At 33.7% G+C, this 23470-nt stretch carries 15 protein-coding genes; 1 reads left to right on the forward strand and 14 read right to left on the reverse strand.

What is annotated here, in order from left to right:
* Positions 1-207: 207 nt before the first annotated feature.
* The 5 genes from hcp to RIN63_RS09730 all read right to left on the reverse strand — a co-directional run bounded on the left by hcp (position 208) and on the right by RIN63_RS09730 (position 8008).
* Positions 208-1863, reverse strand: a complete 1656-nt coding sequence (gene hcp, locus RIN63_RS09710; protein WP_310444531.1) for a hydroxylamine reductase — start codon at positions 1861-1863, stop codon at positions 208-210.
* A 185-nt stretch (positions 1864-2048) separates the two neighbouring features.
* Positions 2049-2666: a sporulation-specific diadenylate cyclase CdaS gene (cdaS, locus tag RIN63_RS09715; RefSeq protein WP_310444532.1), complete on the reverse strand. Its 618-nt coding sequence runs from the start codon at positions 2664-2666 to the stop codon at positions 2049-2051.
* A 73-nt stretch (positions 2667-2739) separates the two neighbouring features.
* Complete coding sequence (locus RIN63_RS09720) at positions 2740-4491, reverse strand: ABC transporter ATP-binding protein (RefSeq protein WP_310444533.1); 1752 nt, start codon at positions 4489-4491, stop codon at positions 2740-2742.
* A complete protein-coding gene (locus RIN63_RS09725) occupies positions 4481-6220 on the reverse strand; it encodes an ABC transporter ATP-binding protein (protein ID WP_310444534.1) in 1740 nt (579 codons plus the stop codon). Before RIN63_RS09725 ends, RIN63_RS09720 begins: the two co-directional genes overlap by 11 nt.
* 333 nt (positions 6221-6553) lie before the next feature.
* Positions 6554-8008 carry an MFS transporter gene (locus RIN63_RS09730; RefSeq protein WP_310444535.1) on the reverse strand — a complete coding sequence of 485 codons (1455 nt, stop codon included), beginning with the start codon at positions 8006-8008 and terminating at the stop codon, positions 6554-6556.
* Between the two features lie 338 nt (positions 8009-8346).
* On the opposite strand from RIN63_RS09730, the gene RIN63_RS09735 reads away from it, so the two are divergent.
* On the forward strand, positions 8347-9144 hold the full coding sequence (locus tag RIN63_RS09735) for a hypothetical protein (protein ID WP_310444536.1): 798 nt from the start codon (positions 8347-8349) through the stop codon (positions 9142-9144).
* A gap of 110 nt (positions 9145-9254) precedes the next feature.
* Here the strand turns inward: RIN63_RS09735 and RIN63_RS09740 are convergent, their stop codons facing one another.
* The 9 genes from RIN63_RS09740 to secA all read right to left on the reverse strand — a co-directional run bounded on the left by RIN63_RS09740 (position 9255) and on the right by secA (position 23323).
* Positions 9255-11087 (reverse strand): ABC transporter ATP-binding protein, encoded by a 1833-nt coding sequence (locus tag RIN63_RS09740; protein WP_310444537.1) that lies wholly within the window; start codon positions 11085-11087, stop codon positions 9255-9257.
* Positions 11084-12808: an ABC transporter ATP-binding protein gene (locus RIN63_RS09745; RefSeq protein WP_310444539.1), complete on the reverse strand. Its 1725-nt coding sequence runs from the start codon at positions 12806-12808 to the stop codon at positions 11084-11086. Before RIN63_RS09745 ends, RIN63_RS09740 begins: the two co-directional genes overlap by 4 nt.
* A gap of 15 nt (positions 12809-12823) precedes the next feature.
* Positions 12824-13270: a MarR family winged helix-turn-helix transcriptional regulator gene (locus RIN63_RS09750; RefSeq protein ID WP_310444540.1), complete on the reverse strand. Its 447-nt coding sequence runs from the start codon at positions 13268-13270 to the stop codon at positions 12824-12826.
* Between the two features lie 198 nt (positions 13271-13468).
* Positions 13469-14485: a YeiH family protein gene (locus tag RIN63_RS09755; protein ID WP_310444541.1), complete on the reverse strand. Its 1017-nt coding sequence runs from the start codon at positions 14483-14485 to the stop codon at positions 13469-13471.
* Between the two features lie 471 nt (positions 14486-14956).
* Complete coding sequence (locus RIN63_RS09760) at positions 14957-16075, reverse strand: ATP-NAD kinase family protein (RefSeq protein ID WP_310444542.1); 1119 nt, start codon at positions 16073-16075, stop codon at positions 14957-14959.
* A 12-nt stretch (positions 16076-16087) separates the two neighbouring features.
* Positions 16088-17245 (reverse strand): amidohydrolase, encoded by a 1158-nt coding sequence (locus RIN63_RS09765; RefSeq protein WP_310444544.1) that lies wholly within the window; start codon positions 17243-17245, stop codon positions 16088-16090.
* 73 nt (positions 17246-17318) lie between these two features.
* Entirely contained in the window at positions 17319-19418 is a 2100-nt protein-coding gene (locus tag RIN63_RS09770) for a Tex family protein (RefSeq protein ID WP_310444545.1), read from the reverse strand.
* A gap of 57 nt (positions 19419-19475) precedes the next feature.
* Positions 19476-20583 (reverse strand): peptide chain release factor 2 gene (gene prfB, locus RIN63_RS09775; protein ID WP_399324687.1). Its coding sequence is split into 2 segments (ribosomal slippage): positions 19476-20507 and positions 20509-20583, totalling 1107 coding nucleotides; the frame shifts between segments, so codons are not numbered across the junction.
* 4 nt (positions 20584-20587) lie between these two features.
* A complete protein-coding gene (secA, locus tag RIN63_RS09780; protein ID WP_310444546.1) occupies positions 20588-23323 on the reverse strand; it encodes a preprotein translocase subunit SecA in 2736 nt (911 codons plus the stop codon).
* Between the last annotated feature and the right edge of the window lie 147 nt (positions 23324-23470).

The raw sequence follows: 23470 nt of genomic DNA on the forward strand, positions 1-23470 counted from the left end.
AATATTATACATTATAAAATGTAAGCATTCTATTTAAAATGCATCATTTTTTTTATATAATACTAACCTTTTTTTATATAAGTGGCTATGTATCACAAGACTATACAGAGAATCTATATTTGTTTTTTACACATAAATCTACTAATTTTGAGGCCACTGAAAAATTCATTTTTCAGTGGCCTCCTGATTTGCCTCATTTATAGATTTCTAGCTTATTGCTTGTTTTAAAGAATTCTTTAAGTCATCTTCTGCTGTACTTATTGGTTTTAAATTAAATGTATCTACTAAGTATTGTAATACATTAGGAGATATAAAGGCTGGCAGACTTGGCCCTAAATACATTCCTTTTACTCCAAGTGATAATAGAGCTAGCAAGTCAGCTACGGCCTTTTGTTCATACCAAGAAAGTACAATGGTCAGTGGAAGAAAATTTACATCAGTTTCAAATGCATCTGCAAGTGATGTGGCTATTTTTACTGCTGAGTATACATCATTACATTGCCCTACATCTAATAATCTAGGTAGTCCAGCTACTGTTCCAAATTCTAATTTATTGAATCTATATTTGCCACAAGCTAAAGTAAGAATTATGCAATCTTCTGGGACCATTTGAGCAAATTCAGTATAATAGTTTCTTCCAGGTTTTGCTCCATCACAACCTCCAATTACAAAGAAATGTCTCAAATCTCCGCCTTTAACAGCGTTAACTATGGTTTCAGCATTGGATAATGTGGCTTGATGTCCGAATCCTACTAAAATCTCCTTAGCTTCTTCATCTTCTTTAAATCCACCTAATGCTAATGCTGTATTTATTATTTCGCTAAAATCTTTAGTTCCATCTTGTGAAACCTTAACATGATTTACGCCTTCCCAACCTACAACATTTGTAGTAAAAATCCTATCCTTATATGATTCTCTTGGTCTCATCAAACAGTTAGTAGTCATTAATATACATCCCGGGATATCGTCAAACTCTTTTTGTTGATTTTGCCATGCTGAACCATAATTACCTACAAGATGCTTATATTTCTTTAAACCAGGATATCCATGTGAAGGTAACATTTCTCCATGAGTATAAACATTTATTCCTTTGCCTTCTGTTTGTTGAAGAAGCATTTCTAAGTCTCTCAAATCATGGCCAGACACTATAATGAATGGTCCTTTTTTGATGTTTACATTTACCTTATGTGGTGAAGGATTTCTAAACTTTGTAGTATTAGCTTCATCTAAGGTTTTCATTACCTGAATACTCATATCTCCAACTCTTAGAGTCATACGAATCATATCTTCAAGAGCTAAATCATCATTTGTAGTAGACTCAAGGGCCAAAAAATAGAATTGATCTACTTGATCATTATTAAATTCAATAAATCTTGCTTGATGCCCATAGGCACTCATACCCTTTAATCCAAACAATACTGTTGATCTTAGAGATCTGATGTCATTATCTAGGTTCTGGTCAAACATAATACCTGCCTTTACAGAATCTTTTAGCATAGCTTCTTTAGTTTCGCTTAGATTATATGTAGCTGCATCTACATATTTTCCTTCCGGTGCTTGATCCCTTAATGCTTCTTTTATTCTTTGTGATTCTTGTAATAATCTTACATGTACATCCACATCAAAATTTACATTTGTTAATGTTGTAAATAAACCATTTTCTACAAATTTCACTATCTCTTTATCAATGATTTCTCCCTTCTCAATCAGGGGCTTAGCATAACAAGAAATTCCCTTTAACTGATATATTAACAAATCTTGTAGATTTGCAATTTCTGGGGTTTTTCCACAAACTCCACTTTTTGTACATCCCTTGCCACCCATTGTTTGTTCACATTGATAACAAAACATTGAATTCTCCATCCATACATCTCTCCTTACATAAAATCATACATCATCAATAGTATATCCTGATTTTAATAACTTAGCCCCTTGTACTTTATTAAAATAAAGGGTTTGGTTAAAAAAAATAAAACCTATGTTTAAACATAGGTTTTAACAATACTTTTATTCTAAAGTCTTATATTCTTGGCAACTGTTCGTTACTATTAGGATTCACCAGTATGAATGGGATAGAGATTTCCTTTAAATCCGAATGAAACCCTACCTGTCTCTTCGGATACTACAAGTACTAGGGCATCACTCCGCTCGGATAAACCTAGTGCAGAGCGGTGTCGAGTACCAAGTTTTTTATCACCGACAATCCTATTCGTAAGTGGAAGAATATTTGTTGCGGAAACGATTTGATTACCATTTACCATGACAGCACCATCATGAAGTGGATTTCCCGGAAAAAATATGGATTCTAATAGAGTATGAGTCAACTCAGCTCCGATTGAAATACCTGGCTGGATTAAATCGTCAAGGGAATCTTCTCGTCGAATGACAATTAACCCACCATGCCTACGATGAGACATATTTTGAACGCAAATGGATAATTCCGAATATTTATCTGTAAAAGGAGATAAATAACAATTCAAATAAAAACTAGAAGCTTTCATATCAATGTCTATAAAATGCTCCTTTATTTTTTCGAAGTTACTAAGCAGACAGTAATTTTCGTTATCCATTGATTCTAAATTTTTTTGTAGCTCAAGTATTACTTGGCTGATCTCTTTTTTTACATTCTGTTTCATTGGGGAAAAGTCACAATTTTCATAGTTCACGAGTGTACACCTCCTACCATAGTATGCCACTGCATGAAATTATTATGTGTGTTTTAGACTATTTAGCCCATTTCTATATCTCTTGTTTTCTCATCTGTTCATCGTACATGTTTTTATATAAGCCGTCTTTAGCCATAAGTGATTCATGATTACCTCTCTCAACAATCCTCCCCTTATTTAGAACAATAATTTTATCTACATCTTTTATTGTAGAAAGTCTATGAGCAATTATAATAGTGGTACGATCTTCTTTTAGCTTTTTTATACCTTTTTGTATTATTTTTTCTGTTTCGGTATCAATATTTGATGTTGCTTCATCAAGTATTAGGATCTTTGGATTTCTAATATATGCCCTAGCAAATGAAATTAATTGCTTCTCACCTTGACTAAGATTGTTACCCTTCTCAAATATTTTCTGATTAATTCCCCTTTTTACTAAGTCATCAGCTCCTACATCTATAAGAGCTCTTTCTATATCTTTATCACTAAATCTAGTATCATCAAGCCTTATATTGTCCTTAACATCCGTTTCAAAAAGAAATGCATCTTGAAGAACAACAGCCATCTGCTCTCTAAGAGAACTTCTGTTAATATTTTTGTTGTCTTTTCCATCAATGTATATATTTCCGAGCCTTGGTTCATAAAATTTTAAAATTAAGTTTATTATTGTGCTTTTACCACTCCCAGTAGAACCAACAAATGCAATACTTTCTCCACTTTTCACCTCAAAATCTATACCCTTTAGAACATCATTCTCATCATATGCAAAGTAAACATCTTCAAATTTCACATCACCTTTTACCTCTGTAAGTTCTTCTGGCAATTCCTCCATTGTATCTAATCTAAGCAAATCGAATACATGTGTCGCAGAAGCATAAGATTGTTCCAATTCCCCAAATCTAGTAACAACAGTACTTATGTTGTTAAAAATCTTTGAGACATAGTCTATTACTATATACAAACTTCCTACAGAAACCGCATAATCACCAGTTATTTTGCCCACACCAAAGTACAAAAGAACCAGTATTGTTCCCACATAACTTAGAGCATCAATTGCTCTGTACCCTCCGTAGCTTCTAACTTTTGTGACTTTTAAATTAGCTTTAAATATATTATCATTTATATCATTAAATTCACTTTTTATATAATCTTCTTTGTTAAATGCCTGGATAATTTCTATATTTTGTATATTTTCATTGATACTAGCATTTATATCCCCAACAAACTGACGGTTAAGTGTTGTATACTTTGCTGTTTTATACCTTAAGTCTTTAAATATAATGTAGATTATTGGTACTAGTATTAAAAGCAACATAGCAACAGGAAAATTCGTTATTAGAATCATTCCATAGATACTAACAATCATGATAGTTGAAGTTGTCATGTCTGCTAAAATTAATTGAAACATCATCTTCAGTCTATTTGTATCATTTGTGATTCGGGAAACTATATCCCCAGCAGGTAAATTATCAAAATATGATATTGGAAGTTTAGTAACATGTTTGTAAACATCCTTTTGGGCATTAAATGAAATTTTATTTGCAGCTTGTTCAAAAGCAATAAGAGCCAAATTTCCAAACAATCCGCAAAGAACATATACTATCAAATAAATACCTAGAAGCTTTGCTATTGAAACAAAATCAGACATCGTCATACCTAATTTTATATAGTTATTAAGTATATAACCTATTATAATAGGACCTATTATTTCCAAAGCTGTACGAATAAAGGAAATCAACAATCCAGTTGATAAAGATTTCGCTTCCTTCTTAGCATATTGTTTTAATTTTTTTGTCACAAATTCATTACGCAATTTATTCTTCATCAAAACGGCTCCTTGCTATCTGATTCATATATTGATCAAAATACCATCTTCCTTCCTTAAGAAGTTCATCATGGGTTCCACTCTCGACGATTTTTCCCTTATCAAGAACTATTATTTCATCAAGGTCTTTAACTTGACTTATCCTGTGACTTGCAATAATTGTAGTCTTACCTTTCCTGTTGGTCTCAATATTATTGATGATATTCTTTTCTGTTCTTCCGTCTACAGCACTCATTGCATCATCTAATATCAAAATATGGGGATCCTTTAAAAAGGCTCTTGCAATACTGATTCTCTGTTTCTGCCCACCTGATAGGGAAATTCCTTTCTCGCCAGCAAGTGTATCTAATCCTTTAGGAAATGTGTTAAGATCTTTTTCCAAATCAGCAAGTCTTATTGCTTCCATTACTTCTTCATCAGTAGCATCTTGTTTAGAGAGTTTAATATTATCCCTTATTGTTTTAGAAAATATCATATGGTTTTGTGGTACATACCCCGTTAGTTCTCTTATACTTGAAATGGTGTATCTATCAATCTTTTCTCCATCAAGGTATATACTATCTGTCTCCATTGGATAAAGAGTTAATAATTGCTTTAAAAAAGTGGATTTTCCAGAACCAGTCTTGCCTAGTATTCCCAAGGATTTACCATTTTCTAATCTAATATTTAAATTTTTTAAGATATCTTCTTTTGATGATGGGTATCTGAAATTGTGATTTCTAAATTCCATATCTGAATTTGTCTTTACATCCACAGCCTGGTAACTCTCAACAATATCTTCTTCATAATCCAATACCTCTTGAATTCTATCCATAGATGCACTGGCCTGTTGTTTGATATTGATAAAGTTACCAAAAGCATACATGGGCCATACTAGCATATTCAAATAATAGGTAAAGGAAACTAGTTGTCCTATAGAAATCTCGCCTCTAGAGATTAAAAAGGATCCATAGCCTATTGCTATGATAAATGTAAGTGCTGGTATAATAGTTTGAATAGGAGTTATTAGGGCTTGATATTTTACAACATCCAGGTTTCTATCAACTAAGTCCTGTCCCCTTTTCTCAAATTTATCATATCGTGATTTTTGAAGATTAAAGACTCGAATTATCCTTATTCCTTCAATGTCTTCTAGAACATTTGTATTTAGTTTGTCAAATGCTCTTTGCACCTTATCCCATCTTACATAAATCTGATTTCCAATTAAGATAACTAAGTATGCAAGTATTGGAAGTGGCACTATGGAAGCTAAAGTCAATTTTACATCTACAACGACCATCATCATAATTATGATAAGCAAAGGAAACATTGTGGAATCAAACAAACTAAGGGTGCCAAAACCAGCTAATTCACTAATTCTATCTACATCATTAGTTGCTTTTGCCATAAGGGAACCAGTTGAATTCTCTTCGAAAAATTTTAGGGATTGTTTTAACAACTTATTCATAAGATTGTCCCTAGCTTTATAATCTATCTCATTAGCTGCTCTGAATGTAAAATAGCTCCAGCCCATAGCAAAGAAATACTTTATGATTATGATGAGCAGATTAACACTTAAGATAATAAGAAATGGCTTTAGAGCAATAGTTCCCTCAAATATCATATCAGTCAATCTACCAGTTATATAAGGCGGTATCAATCCGACTAAATTACTCAAAAACAAAAAAAGAATAGCTAAAATATATTTAATTTTGTAATAGGAAATAAACCACCAGAATTTTTTAAACATACATCCTCCTTATTTAAGCATAAAATTATAATTGTCTTGTTAAATATTCATTACATAAGAGAATATACCCTTTCCATCTCTCTTTTAAGCTAAGATTATAATCTCTAAAATCAAATATCAGTTTACTAGTAGTAAAAACCACCAATCATGTTCATAGATGGATATTCTTACCCAATAGCTATAACTTCAACATAAAAAATGAGACCAAGATTTCTCTTGGTCTTCTATACACTATACTTGAACCTCCAGCAAACCTTCAGTACCCCTTTGTATCTATTAATGTTTTTCAAAATACTCCTCGATTATTTTAGTTTCAAATATTTAGGAGCCCCATCAATCTCGCATTGCTGATTTACCAGCTGGAATTGTAATCAAAATAGAAATAATCGCTATTATTACCATGACCAAATTGAATAGCAATGCTATTGCCGCAGCATAACGTATTGAAATATTGTCAACACGCCCCCAGAAAAAACCTTCAATAAACTTTACTCTGCCATTACTAAATCCTGTAAATATTGCAGCTGAGATTGCCACGCCAAAGGCAGCACCTAAAGAGGATGCCATTTTATAAATTCCTGAAGCTGAACCAGCTTTTTCTGCTGGAACTGTGGATAAGGCAGCATCCGTAGATGGTGTAGCATAGAAACCTAAACCTACTCCAAAAAAAGTAAAGCCGATTGTAGCTATTACCATATATTGACTAGTTAAAACAAAGGTAAAGGATGTCATAAAAATGCCAATTCCAGTAATGATACAGCCTAAAATCATCGGTTTACGAGCCCCCCACTTTTGCAGCATCTTTTCACCAACCCTGATTGTCACAATAATGGCAATCAAATACCCAATAGTCAGTAGACCAGACTGAAAAGAAGTTAGCCCTGCTCCTAACTGTACCAATGACAAAACCACTATTAATGTACCAGCAGCTCCATTTAGTAAAAAATTTGAAATTGCTGCTCCAGTATAAGTTTTATTTTTAAATAAATTAAAGTCAATAAAGCTGTTTTTTTTGCTTCTTTCAATCATGAAAAAATCGAAAAGCATTATAATAGACAATGCAACAAGGCCCAATATAACAAGACTTGACCAGCCGATTCTAGCCCCCTGCCCTATGACTATATTTAATGCTACCATTCCAATCATAAAAGTAAAAACTCCTGCAAAGTCAAAACTCTGATATTTGTCCTTAGAAGGTGTTACGCTTTCTGGCGTTCCATTGATTAGAAAAAAACTTCCTATTGCAACAATAATAGATATCCAAAATATCCAGCGCCACCCAATAGTTGAAGTGACGAATCCACCAAAAAGTGAACAAAGACCAGATCCTCCCCAGGAACCAATAGACCAGAAACTAATAGCTCTCTGACGTTCAGTCCCTTGATAGTAATCCTTAATTAATGCCAAGGTGTTAGGCATTATACAAGCAGCTGAAAGACCCTGGACAATACGTCCTGTAATTAAAAAAACTGCAGTTCCTTTAGGTGATGCAGCAATAAACAGAGAACCTATTATACTCATAAAAAGCCCTATTTTTGTAATTTTGATACGACCAAACCTGTCACCTAAACCTCCAATTACAACTATAAAAATGCCTGAGAATAAAGCTGTTATACTGACAGCAATATTACTGGTATTTACATCAATCCCTAAATCAGTACGAATTGTTGGTGCAATATTCAAAGTTGTTTGAGCGAAAAGCCAGAAAGTAATGACACTCATTACAATGCCAAATAGTAATCTGTCATTACCTTGATAATGTTGTGCTATTTCTTTGTCCTTTTTCATGTAATAATACCACCTTTTAGACTATTCTGACCTTTAGCTCTATAAATTATACTTATACAGCAATTTATTATGGTGCTTTATTACATCCTTACAGGAGCCTAAGAACTTGTTGTGAATTATGCATTTTTTCAGGTTGATGGTAATCCTCCCATAAAATATCATTAGCATAAGTATACTTTCTTTGATATCTACTCCAATTGGTATGGGAGATATCAGTTTTCAATAAAAATATAAGCAGTTTTTCTCAAGGGAAATTATTTTAATATTGTATAATTAAGTGAACATAAGCATAAAGAGGAAAATATTAGTTTTTAATTTAAAATAATGGAGGTGCTATTATGCAAATGAACAAAGTAAAAAAAGGGCTATTGAAAATATTGAAAATGATTATTGTCCTATCTATTTTATTGTTAACAGGTTGTGATACCAATAGTCCTGCACCTGAAATAATAAACAATCAAGAAGATACACCCAACAAAGATGTTTTGTTGGTGGAAGAACCTTTATTAGAAGAGGAAGATTTTGATTGGGTAATTGAAGTAGATGATACAAGTGAAATAATTCCATATGTAGAAGGCAACAGAATGATAGGTCGACTGAGAATGAGATTAGTAAATAGAAGTGGCTATGCATCAGGTGATTATGTAGGAGAATCTATGTTAAGGATTCTAATGTATAAGGAAGATGCCTGTGAGTTTCAAGGGCAACACTTACCATTTTTAGTAGCTATAGACTATACTTCTGAAACAGCTACATGCAATATAGAACCAACATCAGATGATTTTGAGCCTGTACCATTAATCCCATCATCTGATGAGGTTTCCCTAGCCCCTTTAGCCCCTCTTATTATAGAAGGATATAGTGGTGTAGGAGAAAACAATTATGTAGCTTCAGAATTTGCTTCCATGATAACTGATCCTACTGATATAGAAGATGAGGAGACAGAACTTTTTCGTTTTGTTCTTACAACAAAAGAAGGGGTAGCTAACATTATCGTTCAACATCCAATACTTGGTCCATTTACTTTTACTGGAAAGATGATTGGCTATGGAAAAGAGTCAAAAGTAGCAGATATACTCCTTGAACCATTCCCTATATCCGATGATGATGAAACATGGGCTAGATTCAGTAAGTAAGAGTATCTTAAACTTATATCTTGACATAAAAGAAAGCGAAGACCATCGATCATAATTTGACCGAAGACTTCGCCTCTTTTAGTTTGTATATTAAGTTTTGATTCTGCCTCTTAATCTAATTCAATTGTTCCAGCATTTAATGCATAATAACGTCCCTTTTGTGCCATTAGACCCTCATGGTCTCCACGCTCAATTATTTCTCCTTGTTCAAGTACCATAATGGCATTGGAATCACGAACTGTAGAAAGTCTATGAGCAATTACAAAGGTTGTTCTACCTTCCATAAGCTTATCCATTCCTTCAGATATAAGTTTTTCAGTTCTTGTATCTACTGAGGATGTAGCCTCATCCAGGATAAGAATCTCAGGATCTGCAATAGCTGCTCTTGCAATGGAAAGAAGCTGTCTTTCACCCTGTGAAAGGTTCTGCCCATCTGTTATAAGCATAGTGTCATAGCCTTGAGGTAGATGCTTAATAAAGTAGTGTGCATTAGCAAGCTTTGCTGCTTCTTTTACCTCTTCATCTGTAGCATCTAGTCTACCATATCTTATATTATCTGCTACTGTTCCTTCAAATAAGTGAACATCTTGCAGAACTATACTCATGGTACTTCTTAAGTCGAACTTATTTATTCTTCTAATATCTACTCCATCATAAAGAATCGAACCATTATTTATTTCATAGAAGCGGTTTATAAGGTTTGTAATAGTAGTTTTTCCTGCTCCTGTAGAACCAACAAAGGCAATTTTTTGTCCTGGTTTTGCATATAGATTAATGTTGTTTAAGACCTGCTTTTCAGGTACATATCCAAAGTCTACATCCTTAAATGTAATGTACCCATTAACCGGAACATTCTCATAACTACCATCTTCTTTTGGAACCTTCCAACAGCAGTTACCCACTCCATTACAATCCCTTACAAGTCTTACATCACCTTCATCCATTTCTACTTCCTCATCCAGGATGTTGAAGATTCTTTCAGCACCCGCTAGAGCTGCAAACAAGGTATTAAGTTGATTAGATACCATAGTTATAGGTCTTGATATAGTTCTTGTATATTGTAAGAAGGCAGCAATATTACCTACACTAAGAGAACCTTTAATTACTAAAAAGGAACCTAGCATAGCTGTTACGGAATAGAGTACAAAGGTTAGGTTTCCCATTATTGGCATTAGCATAACACCAAATGTAGAAGCTCGAGATGATGATTTTCTTAATTCATCATTTCTGTTCCTAAAATCTTCAATTGCTCTATCCTCATAATTAAATACCTTTACTACCTTTTGCCCTGACATCATTTCCTCGATATAGCCATTCATATCTGCAAGCCTAATCTGCTGATTTCTAAAGTAACCAGCAGATTTTGAACCAATAAACTTAATAACAACAAACATTAATATTAGCATAATAGCTACTACAAGGGTAAGGACTGGACTAATGACTAACATCATAATAAAAGTACCTATAACTGTTACTATTGATATGATAATTTGGGAAACAGCCTGTTCTAGTGACTGATTCAACATATCCACATCATTTGTAAAGGTGGACATCAGCTCTCCATGAGAATGGGTATCAAAGTAGGAAATTGGTAGCTTTTCCATATGTGCAAACATTTCTTCACGGATTCTATGGATTATCTTCTGAGCTAACCCTGCCATGGTGCGATTGCCTATATACTGTCCAAGGGCAACTACCAATACAAATCCTGCCATTATAAGCATATATTTTATTGCATTGTTAGTAGATCCCCCACTGACAAATATATCTATTATAGGGCTTAACATCCCAGTTGCAGCTACTTCTGCCAAGGATGAAAGGATTATTGATAGTATTCCAAATACAAATAGAAATTTGTAAAATTTAAAGTAACCAAATAGCCTAATAAGGGTTTTCTTGGAGTCCTTTGGTTTAAATGCAGCTTTACTTTTCTTATTCATCATTCTCCAATCACTCCTTTCTGCTGTGACTCATATATTTCTTTATAGATTGGAGATTCTTGCATCAGTTCATCATGAGAACCCATGGATTCTATATTTCCTTCATGCATAACAATTATCCTATCTGCCTGCTGTATTGATGAAATTCGTTGAGCTATTATAATAGTAGTAACATCAGGTAGATCCTGTTTAAATACTTTTTGAATCTTGGCATCTGTAGTCATATCTACAGCACTTGTAGAGTCATCCAATATAATTGCTTTTGGTGACTTCATTAGAGCTCGGGCAATAGAAAGTCTTTGCTTTTGTCCACCAGAGTAGTTATCACCGTTCTGTTCTACAATATGATCCAATCCATCCTCGTAGGTAGATACAAATTCCCAGGCCTGTGCATGTTTTAATGCCTCTATTATCTCTTCGTCAGTTGCATTCTCGTTACCCCACTTCATGTTGCTTCTTAAAGTACCTGAGAATAAGGTATTCTTTTGTAATACAAAGGCTACCTTATCACGAAGTAGTTCTATATCGTAATCTCTTACATCTACTCCTCCTACCTTTACAGAGCCTCCAGTTACATCATAAAGTCTAGCTATTAGCTGAACCAATGTGGATTTTGAAGAACCCGTTGAACCTATAATGCCTAAAGTCTCCCCAGAATTAATACTAAAGTTTACATTCTTAAGAGTATGTTCAGAACTACCTGGATATATAAAACTAACATTTTCAAAGGATATTTTTCCATCCTTCATTTCATTAATTGGGTTTGATATTTCCTTTATCTCAGATTCAGTATTTACAACTTCTAAAATTCTTGATATAGAAGCAGAACCACGTAAAAGATTCATAAAGTACATTGATATCATCATCAATGACATAAGAACCTGAGTAATATATGTTACAAAGGATATAAGAGCTCCTCCACTCATACTTCCCACTGTAATTTGCTTACCTCCAAACCACAATACTGCAATTATTGTAGCATAAACAATCAAATTAAATACAGGCATCAAGAATATTATATATGAAATAGCTTTTAGAGCTGTATTCATTAAATCATCATTTTTTTCTTTAAATTTAGCTTCTTCAAAATCTTGTCTGTTAAAAGACTTAACAACCCTCATATTTGTTAAGTTTTCCTGAATTACTCCATTTACTTTGTCTACATGAGTTTGAAGTTTTATGAAAAGCGGTCTTGCCTTGCTTAATGCAATGGTTATTGCTATAGCTAAAACAGGCAATGATATTAGAAATACCCTAGCCAAGGATGCATTTATACTAAATGCCATAATAAGTGCAAAAATCATCATAGATGGGGCCCTAATAGCCATTCTAAGGCTCATCATAGTTACCTGTCCTACGGTATTACAGTCATTTGTAAGCCGTGTAATTAATGATGATACTGTAAAAGTATCTAGATTTGCAAAAGAAAAACTCTGAATCTTTCCAAATACCTTTTGTCTTATTTCAGCAGCAAATCCATACCCAGCACTTGCACCGAAAAAAGAGCTAGAAACTCCGAAAAACATAGCAAAAAGTGCTACTAATATCATCACAATTCCAGTTTTTATAATATAGTCTATGTCTTGATTTGCAATACCTACATCTACGATTCTAGACATAAGATATGGAATAATTACATCTCCTAATACTTCCAAGATCATAAATATTGGACTCAATACTGCAAATACAATATATTTCTTCATTAATGGTAATAATTTTCTCAATATACCCCTCCTATTCTAAATATTTTCTATTTCTTCATTACTTATCTTTTCTAGATTCGAATTGATTCTCTTTAAGTATTTATCGAGTTCATTTAGTTCATCATCTTTAAATCCTATAAAGATATCCTTATATACTTTAAGTATATAGCTTTCATAATCCTTGATAAAATTTTCTCCTTTTTTGGTTACTACTAATCTGTTATATCTCATATCCGTTTGCAATGGTATTTGCTCAAGAATATTCTCTTGAATAAGTCTCTTTACCGAATGGCTCATAGCACCTTCTGTAAATCTCATCTCCTTAGCTAGATCCTTTTGACTCTTATCCGGATATTTTTTAACCAGCATTGCTAGATGAAGTAAACCAATTCTTAAATTATATTTATTTATTTTTTGTTGCATTAACTGTGCAAGCCTAGTATGAGTCTCCTTTAGCTGCATTGCCACATCTGTTTCAAACATATTTTACCTCCAATCACTTTAGCGCTAAACTGTTTTCTGTACAATACTTTAATACTAAACTATTTCTTAGCATTTGTCAATATAAATTTACTATAGTTACCTCTTTTCAAAGACTAAAAAATCTTGATATTTTATCTATCAAGATTTTTTAAGATTATTTTTCAATTGTTGGTAGTCTATTTATTATCCCATCTTTGCCTAAAATCTTCCTGTTGCTATCTGAACACCTATGGATACAAAAACTACTAGAGTATCTACAATAAATCCCAGAATCATTGGCTTAAACCCAATATCTTTGATATCTCCGAAACTTGTTTTAAGGCCAATAGCTGATAAAGCCATTACCATGGAGAATTTTGAGGTTTTTGAAAGAGCAGGTATTAGAGTATTAGGTATAATACCTGTACTTCGAAGTGCTACAACAACAAGAAACAAAATAATAAAGTAAGGGAAAATTTTCTTGAAGTTAACAGATGTACGCCCATGCACACCATTTGATTTTGCTTCTAATCTTTCTGTTATAATAGAGAATATTAATACATATGGAATTATAAACAATGTTCTTGTGAGTTTTACTATAACTGCTGTATTTCCTGCAAGTTCAGAAAAAGCATAGCCTGCTGCTACAACTGATGATGTATCATTAACAGCAGTGCCTGTCCACAAACCATATCCCATACTAGACATACCAAGGGCAATACCAATCCATGGAAATACGACAACTGTAAGAACATCAAATATAAATGTTGATGAAATTGCATATGCTACATCTTCATCTTTTGCTTTAATAACGGGTCCTACTGCTGCCACAGCAGAACCACCACATATTGCTGTACTGACTGCCAATAGATTTGTAAGTTTCCAGTTCATCCCGAACATTTTACCTATTAAGTTTCCCGCACCAAATGCAGTTGCCATAGTAAAGATCATTACAAAAAGTGAGTATTTCCCTACACTTAAAACTTCAGAAAAATTCATATTAACACCCATAAGTATAATACCAATACGAAGAACAATCTTTCCTGTATAACTTACTCCTGCATTGAATTGCTTATATTTATTTAATATGGGATTCAATGCCATACCAACTAGAAGAGCCATAACAGTTGCCCCTATAATATCACCTGGAATTAGGCTACTCAAAAACATTGCAACAATTGCAACACAAGCACTAAGTAGCAATCCAGGTGCTATGTTGTATAATTTTTTAAACATAATACACCTCCAAAGTTAATAAAATACTAACTTGAATATACCACTTAACTTCGATAAAATGAAATTATAATATTTTATATTTGTATAAATTAAACTTATATAAAGGTTTCTAATGTTAGATAATAGATTACAGACATTACTTACACTTTGTGGAACTTGTATACCAAAGACTGCTCAAAAATTAAACATGACACAATCCGCTGTTTCGTAGCATATCCAGTTTTTAGACAATTATTATCAGGTGGTATTGATTTCAGGGGAGGGAAAAATAGACTTCGCCTTGTTGGGGGGCCACTTTAATCAAAATCATTTTGAATTTAAACTAATATCCAATGAAATATTTATTGGTGTCTGTTCTCCTGATAGCAAGATTGGATCCAAAACCACTGATTTGGTGGAACGCCTTAGTTATTTAAAATAAAAAATGAGCTGATACACCATTACATGTACCACCCATTTTTTTATCTACTATTATAGTCCTTCTACCTTCTCTATTGACTCTGCATAGTAAGTTGTCAATACCTTCATATAGCCATTGAACATACTATTCACTTCATCATCACCGGTATCAACTAACAGTGGTCTTCCTTCCAGAGAGAGAAGTTTATTCTTTGGAGCAATAATCCTTACATTATCTTTGCCTACTTTTTTAATGACCTCAGCACTTATTTGCTGATTGCCCCTTCCAAAGATGTAGCCTTGACCACCAATTACAGTTACTACTATCTTTGCCTTCTGATCACCTATAATATCTAGGATTTTCTTTTCATTTACATCAGATGCTATTAGCTCTTTATTCTTTACAATATCTATTCCTAGCAAAGTATTAGGTAAGCCTAGCTTTTCCATAATAGGTCTAGTTGATGTACCTGAGCCTATTATATAGAATGTATCTGCTTCTTCTTCCATTTCTTCTATAATTCTATCAGAAATTCCATCTAAAGCTTCTTCTTCTGATCCTATCCCACTAGATTTAGTGGTTTGGATAAGCTCTGGTTCTAAAGGTATTCTCATATATCCAAACAATCTAGCTGTAACAGTACCTTCCCTAAAGGCTTCTTCATCTATATCCATTACCTCTGCTTCTTTTGTTTCTATATGTTCATCTTGTAAATATTTAAATGCTATTTGCCCTGCTGCCTTAGGATGACTTGCATATACTGCTGAGTGGATTTTAACTCCTGCAGGTATTCCTATGACTGGCACTTGAGTACCGATTGCATTGTAAATATTTCTAGCTGTACCATCACCACCAGCAAAAAGTATTAGATCTACGCCCATCTCAACCATTATTCTTGCAGCTTCCTCTGTATCTTCAGGTCCAAAGCTAGTCTTTCCTTCCTCAAAAACTATAGGATTAAAGCCTAGGCCAATAGCCTCTTCCTCTCCCATTTTTCCTGGATAAGTGTATATTTGTAATTCATCTTTCAGAGGCAACAATATTTCCAAGGCCTTCAGTGCTTTTCCAGGGGACTCTGGAACTGCCCCTAGGCTTCTGGCTTTTTCTAAAACTTCAGCACCATCTGTACCCTTTAACCCTACTCTTCCACCCATACCTGCAATAGGATTAACAATTAAGCCTAATTTCATGAAAACACCTCACTATCTTTTATAGGCAACCTTTCCATCAATTATTGTTACATAAGTTTTAGCATCCACATCTTTTAGTGGATTGCCATCAAATATTACGATATCTGCATCTTTCCCTACTTCTATACTACCTATTCTATCTTGTAATCCAACTATTTCAGCTGCATTTATTGTAATAGCCTTCAATGCGTCCATTTCAGGAAGCCCAGCACTGTGAGCTAATCCTGCACATAGAGATAGATGTTGTAGCGGAATTACTGGAGAGTCTGTAATTATTGCTATTTTAACTCCAGCTTCATTCAATACTCTTGGAGTATCAAAGGATTTATTCTGTAATTCAAATTTAGATCTATTTCCAAATGTTGGTCCTACTAAGGCAGCTTTACCTTCTTGAACCAATTGGTCAGCAATTAAATGTCCTTCTGTACAATGGTCTAAGGTTATATCAAGGTCAAATTCCTTAGCGATTCTTAAAGCTGTAAATATATCATCTGCCCTATGAGCATGAGCTTTCAATGGAATTTCCTTTTTAAGTACAGGTATCATTGCTTCCATTTTCATATCATAATCAGGCATTTTTGAAGCATCTTCTGCTCTTTCCTTCTTTTCTAAATAAGTCTTTGCCTTAAATAATGTATCTCTAAGGATTGAAGCAGTAGCCATTCTTGTCATAGGTGATTTCTTTTGAGCATCATATACTCTCTTTGGATTTTCTCCAAAGGCAATTTTCATAGCAACAGGATCTTTTATAATCATATCGTCTACTCTATTTCCATAGGTCTTTATAGCTACAAAAGTTCCGCCTATTACATTTGCACTACCAGGTCCTGTTACAGCTGTAGTTACTCCACCCTGATATGCTTCTTCAAAGGAAATATCCATTGGGTTTATAGCGTCAATAGCTCTTAATTGAGGAGTAACAGGATCTGTCATTTCATTTCCATCACTACCTTCAAATCCTATGCCTTCTTCCCACATACCTAGATGACAATGAGCATCAATAAATCCAGGAGTCACCATTCTACCTTCTGCATCTATTACCTTTGCATCAAGTGGCGCTATAATATCTTTTCCTACTTCTACTATTTTACCCTCTTTTATTAAGATTGAACCATTCTCAATTACTTCTCCTGCCATAGTGTATATTCTTCCGTTTTTAATGAATATCATTTAATAGCCTCCTTTTATTTCGTTACTCTAAACAATATTATATAATTTATTTTACAATTCATCAACTAGTTATTTAAATACCCTTCATAGTTAAGGAAATTCTGCCTTTTTCAAGATTTACTTCTAGTATCTTTACTTTAACAATATCTCCAACCTTAACTACATCTTTTGGATGTTTTACAAATTTTTCTGAAAGGTGAGATATATGAACTAAGCCATCTTCTTTAACTCCTATATCTACAAAGGCACCAAAGTCTACTACATTCCTTATGGTACCATTTAATACCATCTCTGGCTGTAAATCTTCTATCTTAAGTACATCTTGTCTTAAAATAGGCTTTGGCATCTCGTCTCTAGGGTCTCTCCCAGGTTTCTCCAGCTCTTTGATGATATCTTGCAATGTTGGGACTCCTACATCTAATTCATCAGATATTTTTTCCATATCTACTGTAGTATAATCCATTTTCAATAATTTTTCTGCAACCTCATAGGACTCGGGATGAACTCCAGTATTATCTAAAGGATTATTCCCACCTGGAATACGCAAAAATCCTGCACATTGGATATAAGTCTTTTCTCCAAGACCCTTTACCTTAAGTAATTCTTTCCTATTTGCAAACTTACCCTTTTCTTCCCTAGCACTGATTATACTATTTGCAACCTTTGTAGATATTCCCGACACATATTTCAACAATGATGGAGATGCAGTATTTAAATCTACTCCCACAGTATTTACACAATCCTCTACTACTCCTGTAAGGGCTTCATCTAGCTTTCCTTGGTTTAAATCATGTTGGTATTGACCTACACCAATATGTCTTGGTTCTATCTTTACAAGCTCCGCCAGAGGGTCCTGAAGCCTTCTTCCAATGGATACTGCTCCTCTTATGGTAACATCTAAATCTGGAAATTCTTTTATACCTACTTCTGACGCAGAATAAATAGATGCTCCTGATTCACTTACGATTATATAGGATATTTCCTTATCTATTTCCTTTAGCATTTCAGCTACTACCATTTCAGTTTCTCTAGAAGCTGTACCATTTCCAATGGAGATTATATTCACATCATATTTATTGATAAATTCCTTTAATTTGACTTTTGTTGCTTCCACCTTATTTTGAGGTTCTGTAGGATATACTGTTGTATAATCTAGTACCTTTCCTGTTTCATCCACAACAGCTACTTTACATCCTGTTCTAAAACCTGGATCTATTGCCATTACATTTTTACCTTTAATAGGTGGTTGCATAAGCAATGGATTTAAATTAATAGCAAAAACCTTAATAGCCTCTTCTTCAGCTCTTTCTGTTAAATTATTTCTTACTTCCCTCTCTATGGAAGGAAATAAAAGTCTCTTATAGCTGTCCTCAACTGATTTTTCAAGATAGAATGCAGTAAAATGATTTTTATCTTTTATTAGCCTATATCCTAATCTATTGACGATTTCTTCATCTTGTACATCAAAGGATACCTTTAATTTCTTATCCTTCTCTCCACGATTTATTGCCAAGACTCTATGATTTGCTATGGTCTTTATTGGCTCCTTGTAATCATAGTACATCTCATATACTGTTTTTTCTTCTTTATCTACTGCCACTACAAGGATAATTCCTTTATCAAAAACAATCTTTCTGGCCATATCCCTATTATCTGGGTCATCAGATACAATTTCAGCGATTATATCCATAGCACCCGCTAATGCTTCTTCTTCATTATTTACGCCTTTTTCCTCGTCTATAAAACTAAGTAGAAATTTATTGAATTCTTCTTTATCTAAGGATTGATTCAAGATTACTTCAGCTAGAGGCTCTAAGCCCTTTTCCTTTGCAATAGTTGCTCTAGTCCTTCTCTTTGGTCTAAATGGTCTATATAGGTCATCAATTCTTTGAAGGGTTTGTGACTCTAGGATTTCCTTTCTTAATTCCTCCGTCAACTTGCCTTGTTCATCTATTAGCCTAATAACTTCTTCTTTTCTAGCTTCTAGATTTCTTAGGTAAGTTAGCCTATTGGATAGATCCCTAATAACAATATCCTGCAGCTCTCCAGTTTGCTCCTTCCTATACCTAGCTATAAATGGAATAGTATTCCCTTCATCTAATAGCTCTACAGTGTTCTTAACTTGAGAAGGTTTTAGTTTAAATTCCTCCGTAAGTACTTTTAAAATATCCATTTTCATCTTCCCTTCTGATTAATTTCCTTTATTCCATATCTCAAAAAAGCCCTTTTTTTATGAAAGGGCTTTTTGCTTTAGGTATTCGTTTATAAATATGTCTATATCCCCATCCATTACTCCATATACATCCCCTACTTCAGCATTGGTTCTATGATCTTTTACCATGCTATATGGATGAAAAACATAGGATCTAATTTGAGATCCCCACCCTATTTGACTATAGCTGCCTTGTAAGTCCTCAATCTTTTCTTTTTGCTCTTCTTCTTTTATTTGAACTAATTTGGCTTTTAACATATTCATAGCTGTTTGTCTATTACTCAGCTGGGATCTTTCATTTTGACATTGCACTACTACTCCAGTAGGCAAATGTGTAATCCTCACTGCGGAGTCCGTAGTGTTGACATGCTGACCTCCAGCTCCACCTGATCTATAGGTGTCTATTTTTAAATCTGATGGATTTATTTCTATATTATCATTATCATCTAGCTCTGGATATACATCTATACTAGCAAAGGAAGTATGCCTTTTCCCTGCAGAATCAAAGGGTGAAATACGAACGAGTCTGTGCACACCTTTTTCCGATTTTAAATATCCATAGGCATTATACCCTTTAATTAATAATGTTACAGCTTTTATTCCACCTTCAGTATCAGCTATAAGGTCTAGAGTCTCTACTTGAAAAGCTCTTTGGTCTGACCATCTTCTATAAAGTCTAAGAAGCATTTCAGCCCAATCTTGAGCCTCCAATCCTCCTGCACCAGAATGTATGGAAAGAATAGCGTTGTTTTTATCAAACTCTCCTGATAACAAAGTACTTAGTTTAAAATCATCTGCAGTAATAGTAATCTTTTTAAGTCCTTCTTCTATCTCTTTATACATATCATAGGCTTCTTCTTCTAATACTAAATCCATTAAAGCTTCTAAATCTTCTATTCCACTAATTAAATCATCGTATTCTTTGATTTGATTTTTTAGAGCTTTAATTTCTTGCATTACTTTTTGGGCTTTATCTACATCTTTCCAAAAATCTTCTTCATAGGATTGTCTTTCAAAATGAACTACATCTTCCCTAAGACCTTCTATGTCAAAGTGAAACACCCAATTCTTCCACCATAACTCTTATTTCATGAAGTTTTTCCTTATCTAAATAAATATCTTCCACTTAATCACTCCTGCCCGCAGCATTTCTTATATTTCTTACCACTACCACATGGACAAGGGTCATTTCTGCCTACTTTTTTCTCCTTATTCACTATGGTTTTAGTTATTTCATCTGCATTTGTAGCTAATGGTTCTGCTACTCTTTTCCTTTGAATCTTATCTGGGTTTTCCACTTGATATAAGTATTTTACAGTATCTTCCCAAATACTATGAGTCATTTCATCAAACATATCAAAACCCTCTCTTTGATATGCACGAACTGGATCCTCTTGACCATAAGCCCTTAGTCCAATACCCTGTCTAAACTGATCCATAGCATCTATATGGTCCATCCACTTACTATCTACTACTTGAAGTAGAACTACCCTTTCCACTTCTCTAAATCTTTCTTCACCAAATTCTTCTTCCTTAGCTTTATATTTTGCCTCAGCAGCTTCAATAATCCTGTCAGTAAGGATTTCTTTAGTCAGACTTTCAATATCATCAAATTTTAAGAAGCCTTTCTTTATATTTAAAAGATTAACCATGGCATTTTCTAATCCTTCAATATCCCACTCTTCTGGGAACTTACTTTGTCTAGTAAATATCTCAACATTCTCTCCTATTAGAGATTTTGTCATATCTTGAATATAGGATCTTAGATTTTCACCTTCTAATACTTTTCTTCTCTCACCATAGATTACTTCCCTTTGCTTATTCATTACATCATCATATTTCAATACATGTTTTCTAATTCCAAAGTTATTCCCTTCTACCTTCTTTTGGGCATTTTCTATGGTCTTTGTTAAAATTGAATGCTCTAATGGTTCATCTTCTGGCATTTTTAAGGTATCAATTAGGTTTTGCATCCTTTCACCACCAAATAGCCTCATTAAATCATCGTCTAGCCCAATGTAGAACCTTGTAGAACCAGGGTCTCCTTGTCTACCGGAACGACCTCTAAGCTGATTATCTATACGCCTAGATTCATGTCTTTCTGTACCAATTATGTGAAGTCCACCTGCTGCTAGGACCTTTTTATTATTTTCATCAGTTTCTAATTTATATTTATCATGTAATTCCTTATATACTTTCCTTGCTTCCATGACTTCTTCACTATCTGTATCAAAAAAACTATCCACAAGGGCTAATACTTCATCTGGATAACCTTTCTTCTGCATCTCCAGTTTAGCAATAAACTCTGGATTTCCTCCTAATACAATATCTGTACCTCTACCTGCCATATTTGTGGCAATAGTCACGGCATTATATCTACCAGCTTGAGCTACAATTTCTGCCTCTCTACTATGCTGTTTTGCATTTAATACTTCGTGAGGAATTCCTTCCTTCTTAAGTAGTTTTGAAAGAGCCTCAGACTTTTCAATTGATATAGTACCCACTAATACTGGCTGACCTGTACTATGTCTTTCTTTTATTTCATTGACTACTGCCTTAAATTTAGCATTTTCATTACGATATACACTATCGGCTAAGTCATCTCTAATTATTGGCTTGTTAGTAGGTATTTCTACTACATCCATATTATATATCTCTCTAAATTCTGATTCCTCAGTCTTAGCAGTTCCTGTCATACCAGAAAGCTTCATATACATTCTAAAATAGTTTTGGAATGTAATAGTAGCTAAAGTCTTAGACTCAGATTTTACATTCATCTTTTCCTTAGCTTCTATGGCTTGGTGAAGTCCATCACTATATCTTCTTCCATACATTAGTCTTCCTGTAAATTCATCTACAATAATTACTTCTCCATCATTGACTACATAATCAATATCTCTTTTCATTATGGATCTAGCCTTTAGGGCTTGATTCACATGATGAGCTATTTCCATATTTTCCATATCCGATAAATTCTCTATACCAAAGAAGGATTCTGCCTTAGCAGTACCATTTTCAGTAAGAGAACAAGATTTTGCTTTTTCATCTATTAAGAAATCTACTGTTTCTTCTTTTATTTCCCTATTAAAGGGATCTGTTTTATCTTCCTTTGGATCTATTATTCTACTACTAAGAGACCTTACAAAATTATCAGCCACTTCATAAAGTTTAGTAGATTTGTCACCCGTACCAGAAATAATCAATGGAGTCCTAGCCTCATCTACTAATATACTATCCACTTCGTCAACTATGGAAAAATAAAGAGGTCTTTGAACCATCTCTTCCTTGTATATGACCATATTATCCCTAAGGTAGTCAAATCCATATTCATTATTTGTACCATAAGTAATATCACAATTATAAGCTGCTTTTCTTTCAGCATTAGTAATACCATGTACAATACAACCAACTGTAAGCCCTAGAAATTCGTAGATTTTACCCATCCACTCCTTATCCCTTTTAGCTAAGTAATCATTTACTGTAACAATATGAACACCTTTACCTGTTAAAGCATTTAAATATGCTGCTAAGGTAGCCATTAAAGTCTTACCCTCACCAGTCTTCATCTCTGCGATTCTACCTTGATGAAGTATTATCCCACCAAATAATTGAACTCTATAATGTTTCTTGCCAAGGACTCTATCTGACGCTTCTCTAACTACTGCAAAAGCTTCTGGTAAAATGTCATCAAGATTTTCTCCTTGATTTAATCTATTCTTAAATTGTAAAGTCATTTCCTTGAGCTGCTGATCAGTTAAGCTTTTCATCTGTTCATCTAGAGATTCTATTTTGTCTACTAGAGGTGTAATCTTCTTTAACTCTCTATCACTATAGGAGCCAAATATCTTATCAAATAAACCTGCCATGAATTAACCACCTTTCAAACTTCTATCTATTCCTATTTTATCATTTTATCATTTAATTAAACTCCTTTCAACTAAATAAAACTCTTACCTACAAATATAGGGCTATATCAAAAAATCTAATAAATTTAAAAACGGATTCCTAGGAAT

This window comes from Tissierella sp. (genome assembly GCF_031460495.1).
Taxonomy (GTDB): Bacteria; Bacillota; Clostridia; order Tissierellales; family Tissierellaceae; genus JAVKTS01.

Excerpts from the sequence above, each read along its gene's own strand:
- hcp (WP_310444531.1), bottom strand. The coding sequence starts at position 1,863 with ATGGAGAATTCAATGTTTTGTTATCAATGTGAACAAACAATGGGTGGC.
- RIN63_RS09720 (WP_310444533.1), bottom strand. The coding sequence starts at position 4,491 with ATGAAGAATAAATTGCGTAATGAATTTGTGACAAAAAAATTAAAACAA.
- RIN63_RS09725 (WP_310444534.1), bottom strand. The coding sequence starts at position 6,220 with ATGTTTAAAAAATTCTGGTGGTTTATTTCCTATTACAAAATTAAATAT.
- RIN63_RS09730 (WP_310444535.1), bottom strand. The coding sequence starts at position 8,008 with ATGAAAAAGGACAAAGAAATAGCACAACATTATCAAGGTAATGACAGA.
- RIN63_RS09735 (WP_310444536.1), top strand. The coding sequence starts at position 8,347 with ATGCAAATGAACAAAGTAAAAAAAGGGCTATTGAAAATATTGAAAATG.
- RIN63_RS09740 (WP_310444537.1), bottom strand. The coding sequence starts at position 11,087 with ATGATGAATAAGAAAAGTAAAGCTGCATTTAAACCAAAGGACTCCAAG.
- RIN63_RS09750 (WP_310444540.1), bottom strand. The coding sequence starts at position 13,270 with ATGTTTGAAACAGATGTGGCAATGCAGCTAAAGGAGACTCATACTAGG.
- RIN63_RS09755 (WP_310444541.1), bottom strand. The coding sequence starts at position 14,485 with ATGTTTAAAAAATTATACAACATAGCACCTGGATTGCTACTTAGTGCT.
- RIN63_RS09760 (WP_310444542.1), bottom strand. The coding sequence starts at position 16,075 with ATGAAATTAGGCTTAATTGTTAATCCTATTGCAGGTATGGGTGGAAGA.
- RIN63_RS09765 (WP_310444544.1), bottom strand. The coding sequence starts at position 17,245 with ATGATATTCATTAAAAACGGAAGAATATACACTATGGCAGGAGAAGTA.
- RIN63_RS09770 (WP_310444545.1), bottom strand. The coding sequence starts at position 19,418 with ATGGATATTTTAAAAGTACTTACGGAGGAATTTAAACTAAAACCTTCT.
- secA (WP_310444546.1), bottom strand. The coding sequence starts at position 23,323 with ATGGCAGGTTTATTTGATAAGATATTTGGCTCCTATAGTGATAGAGAG.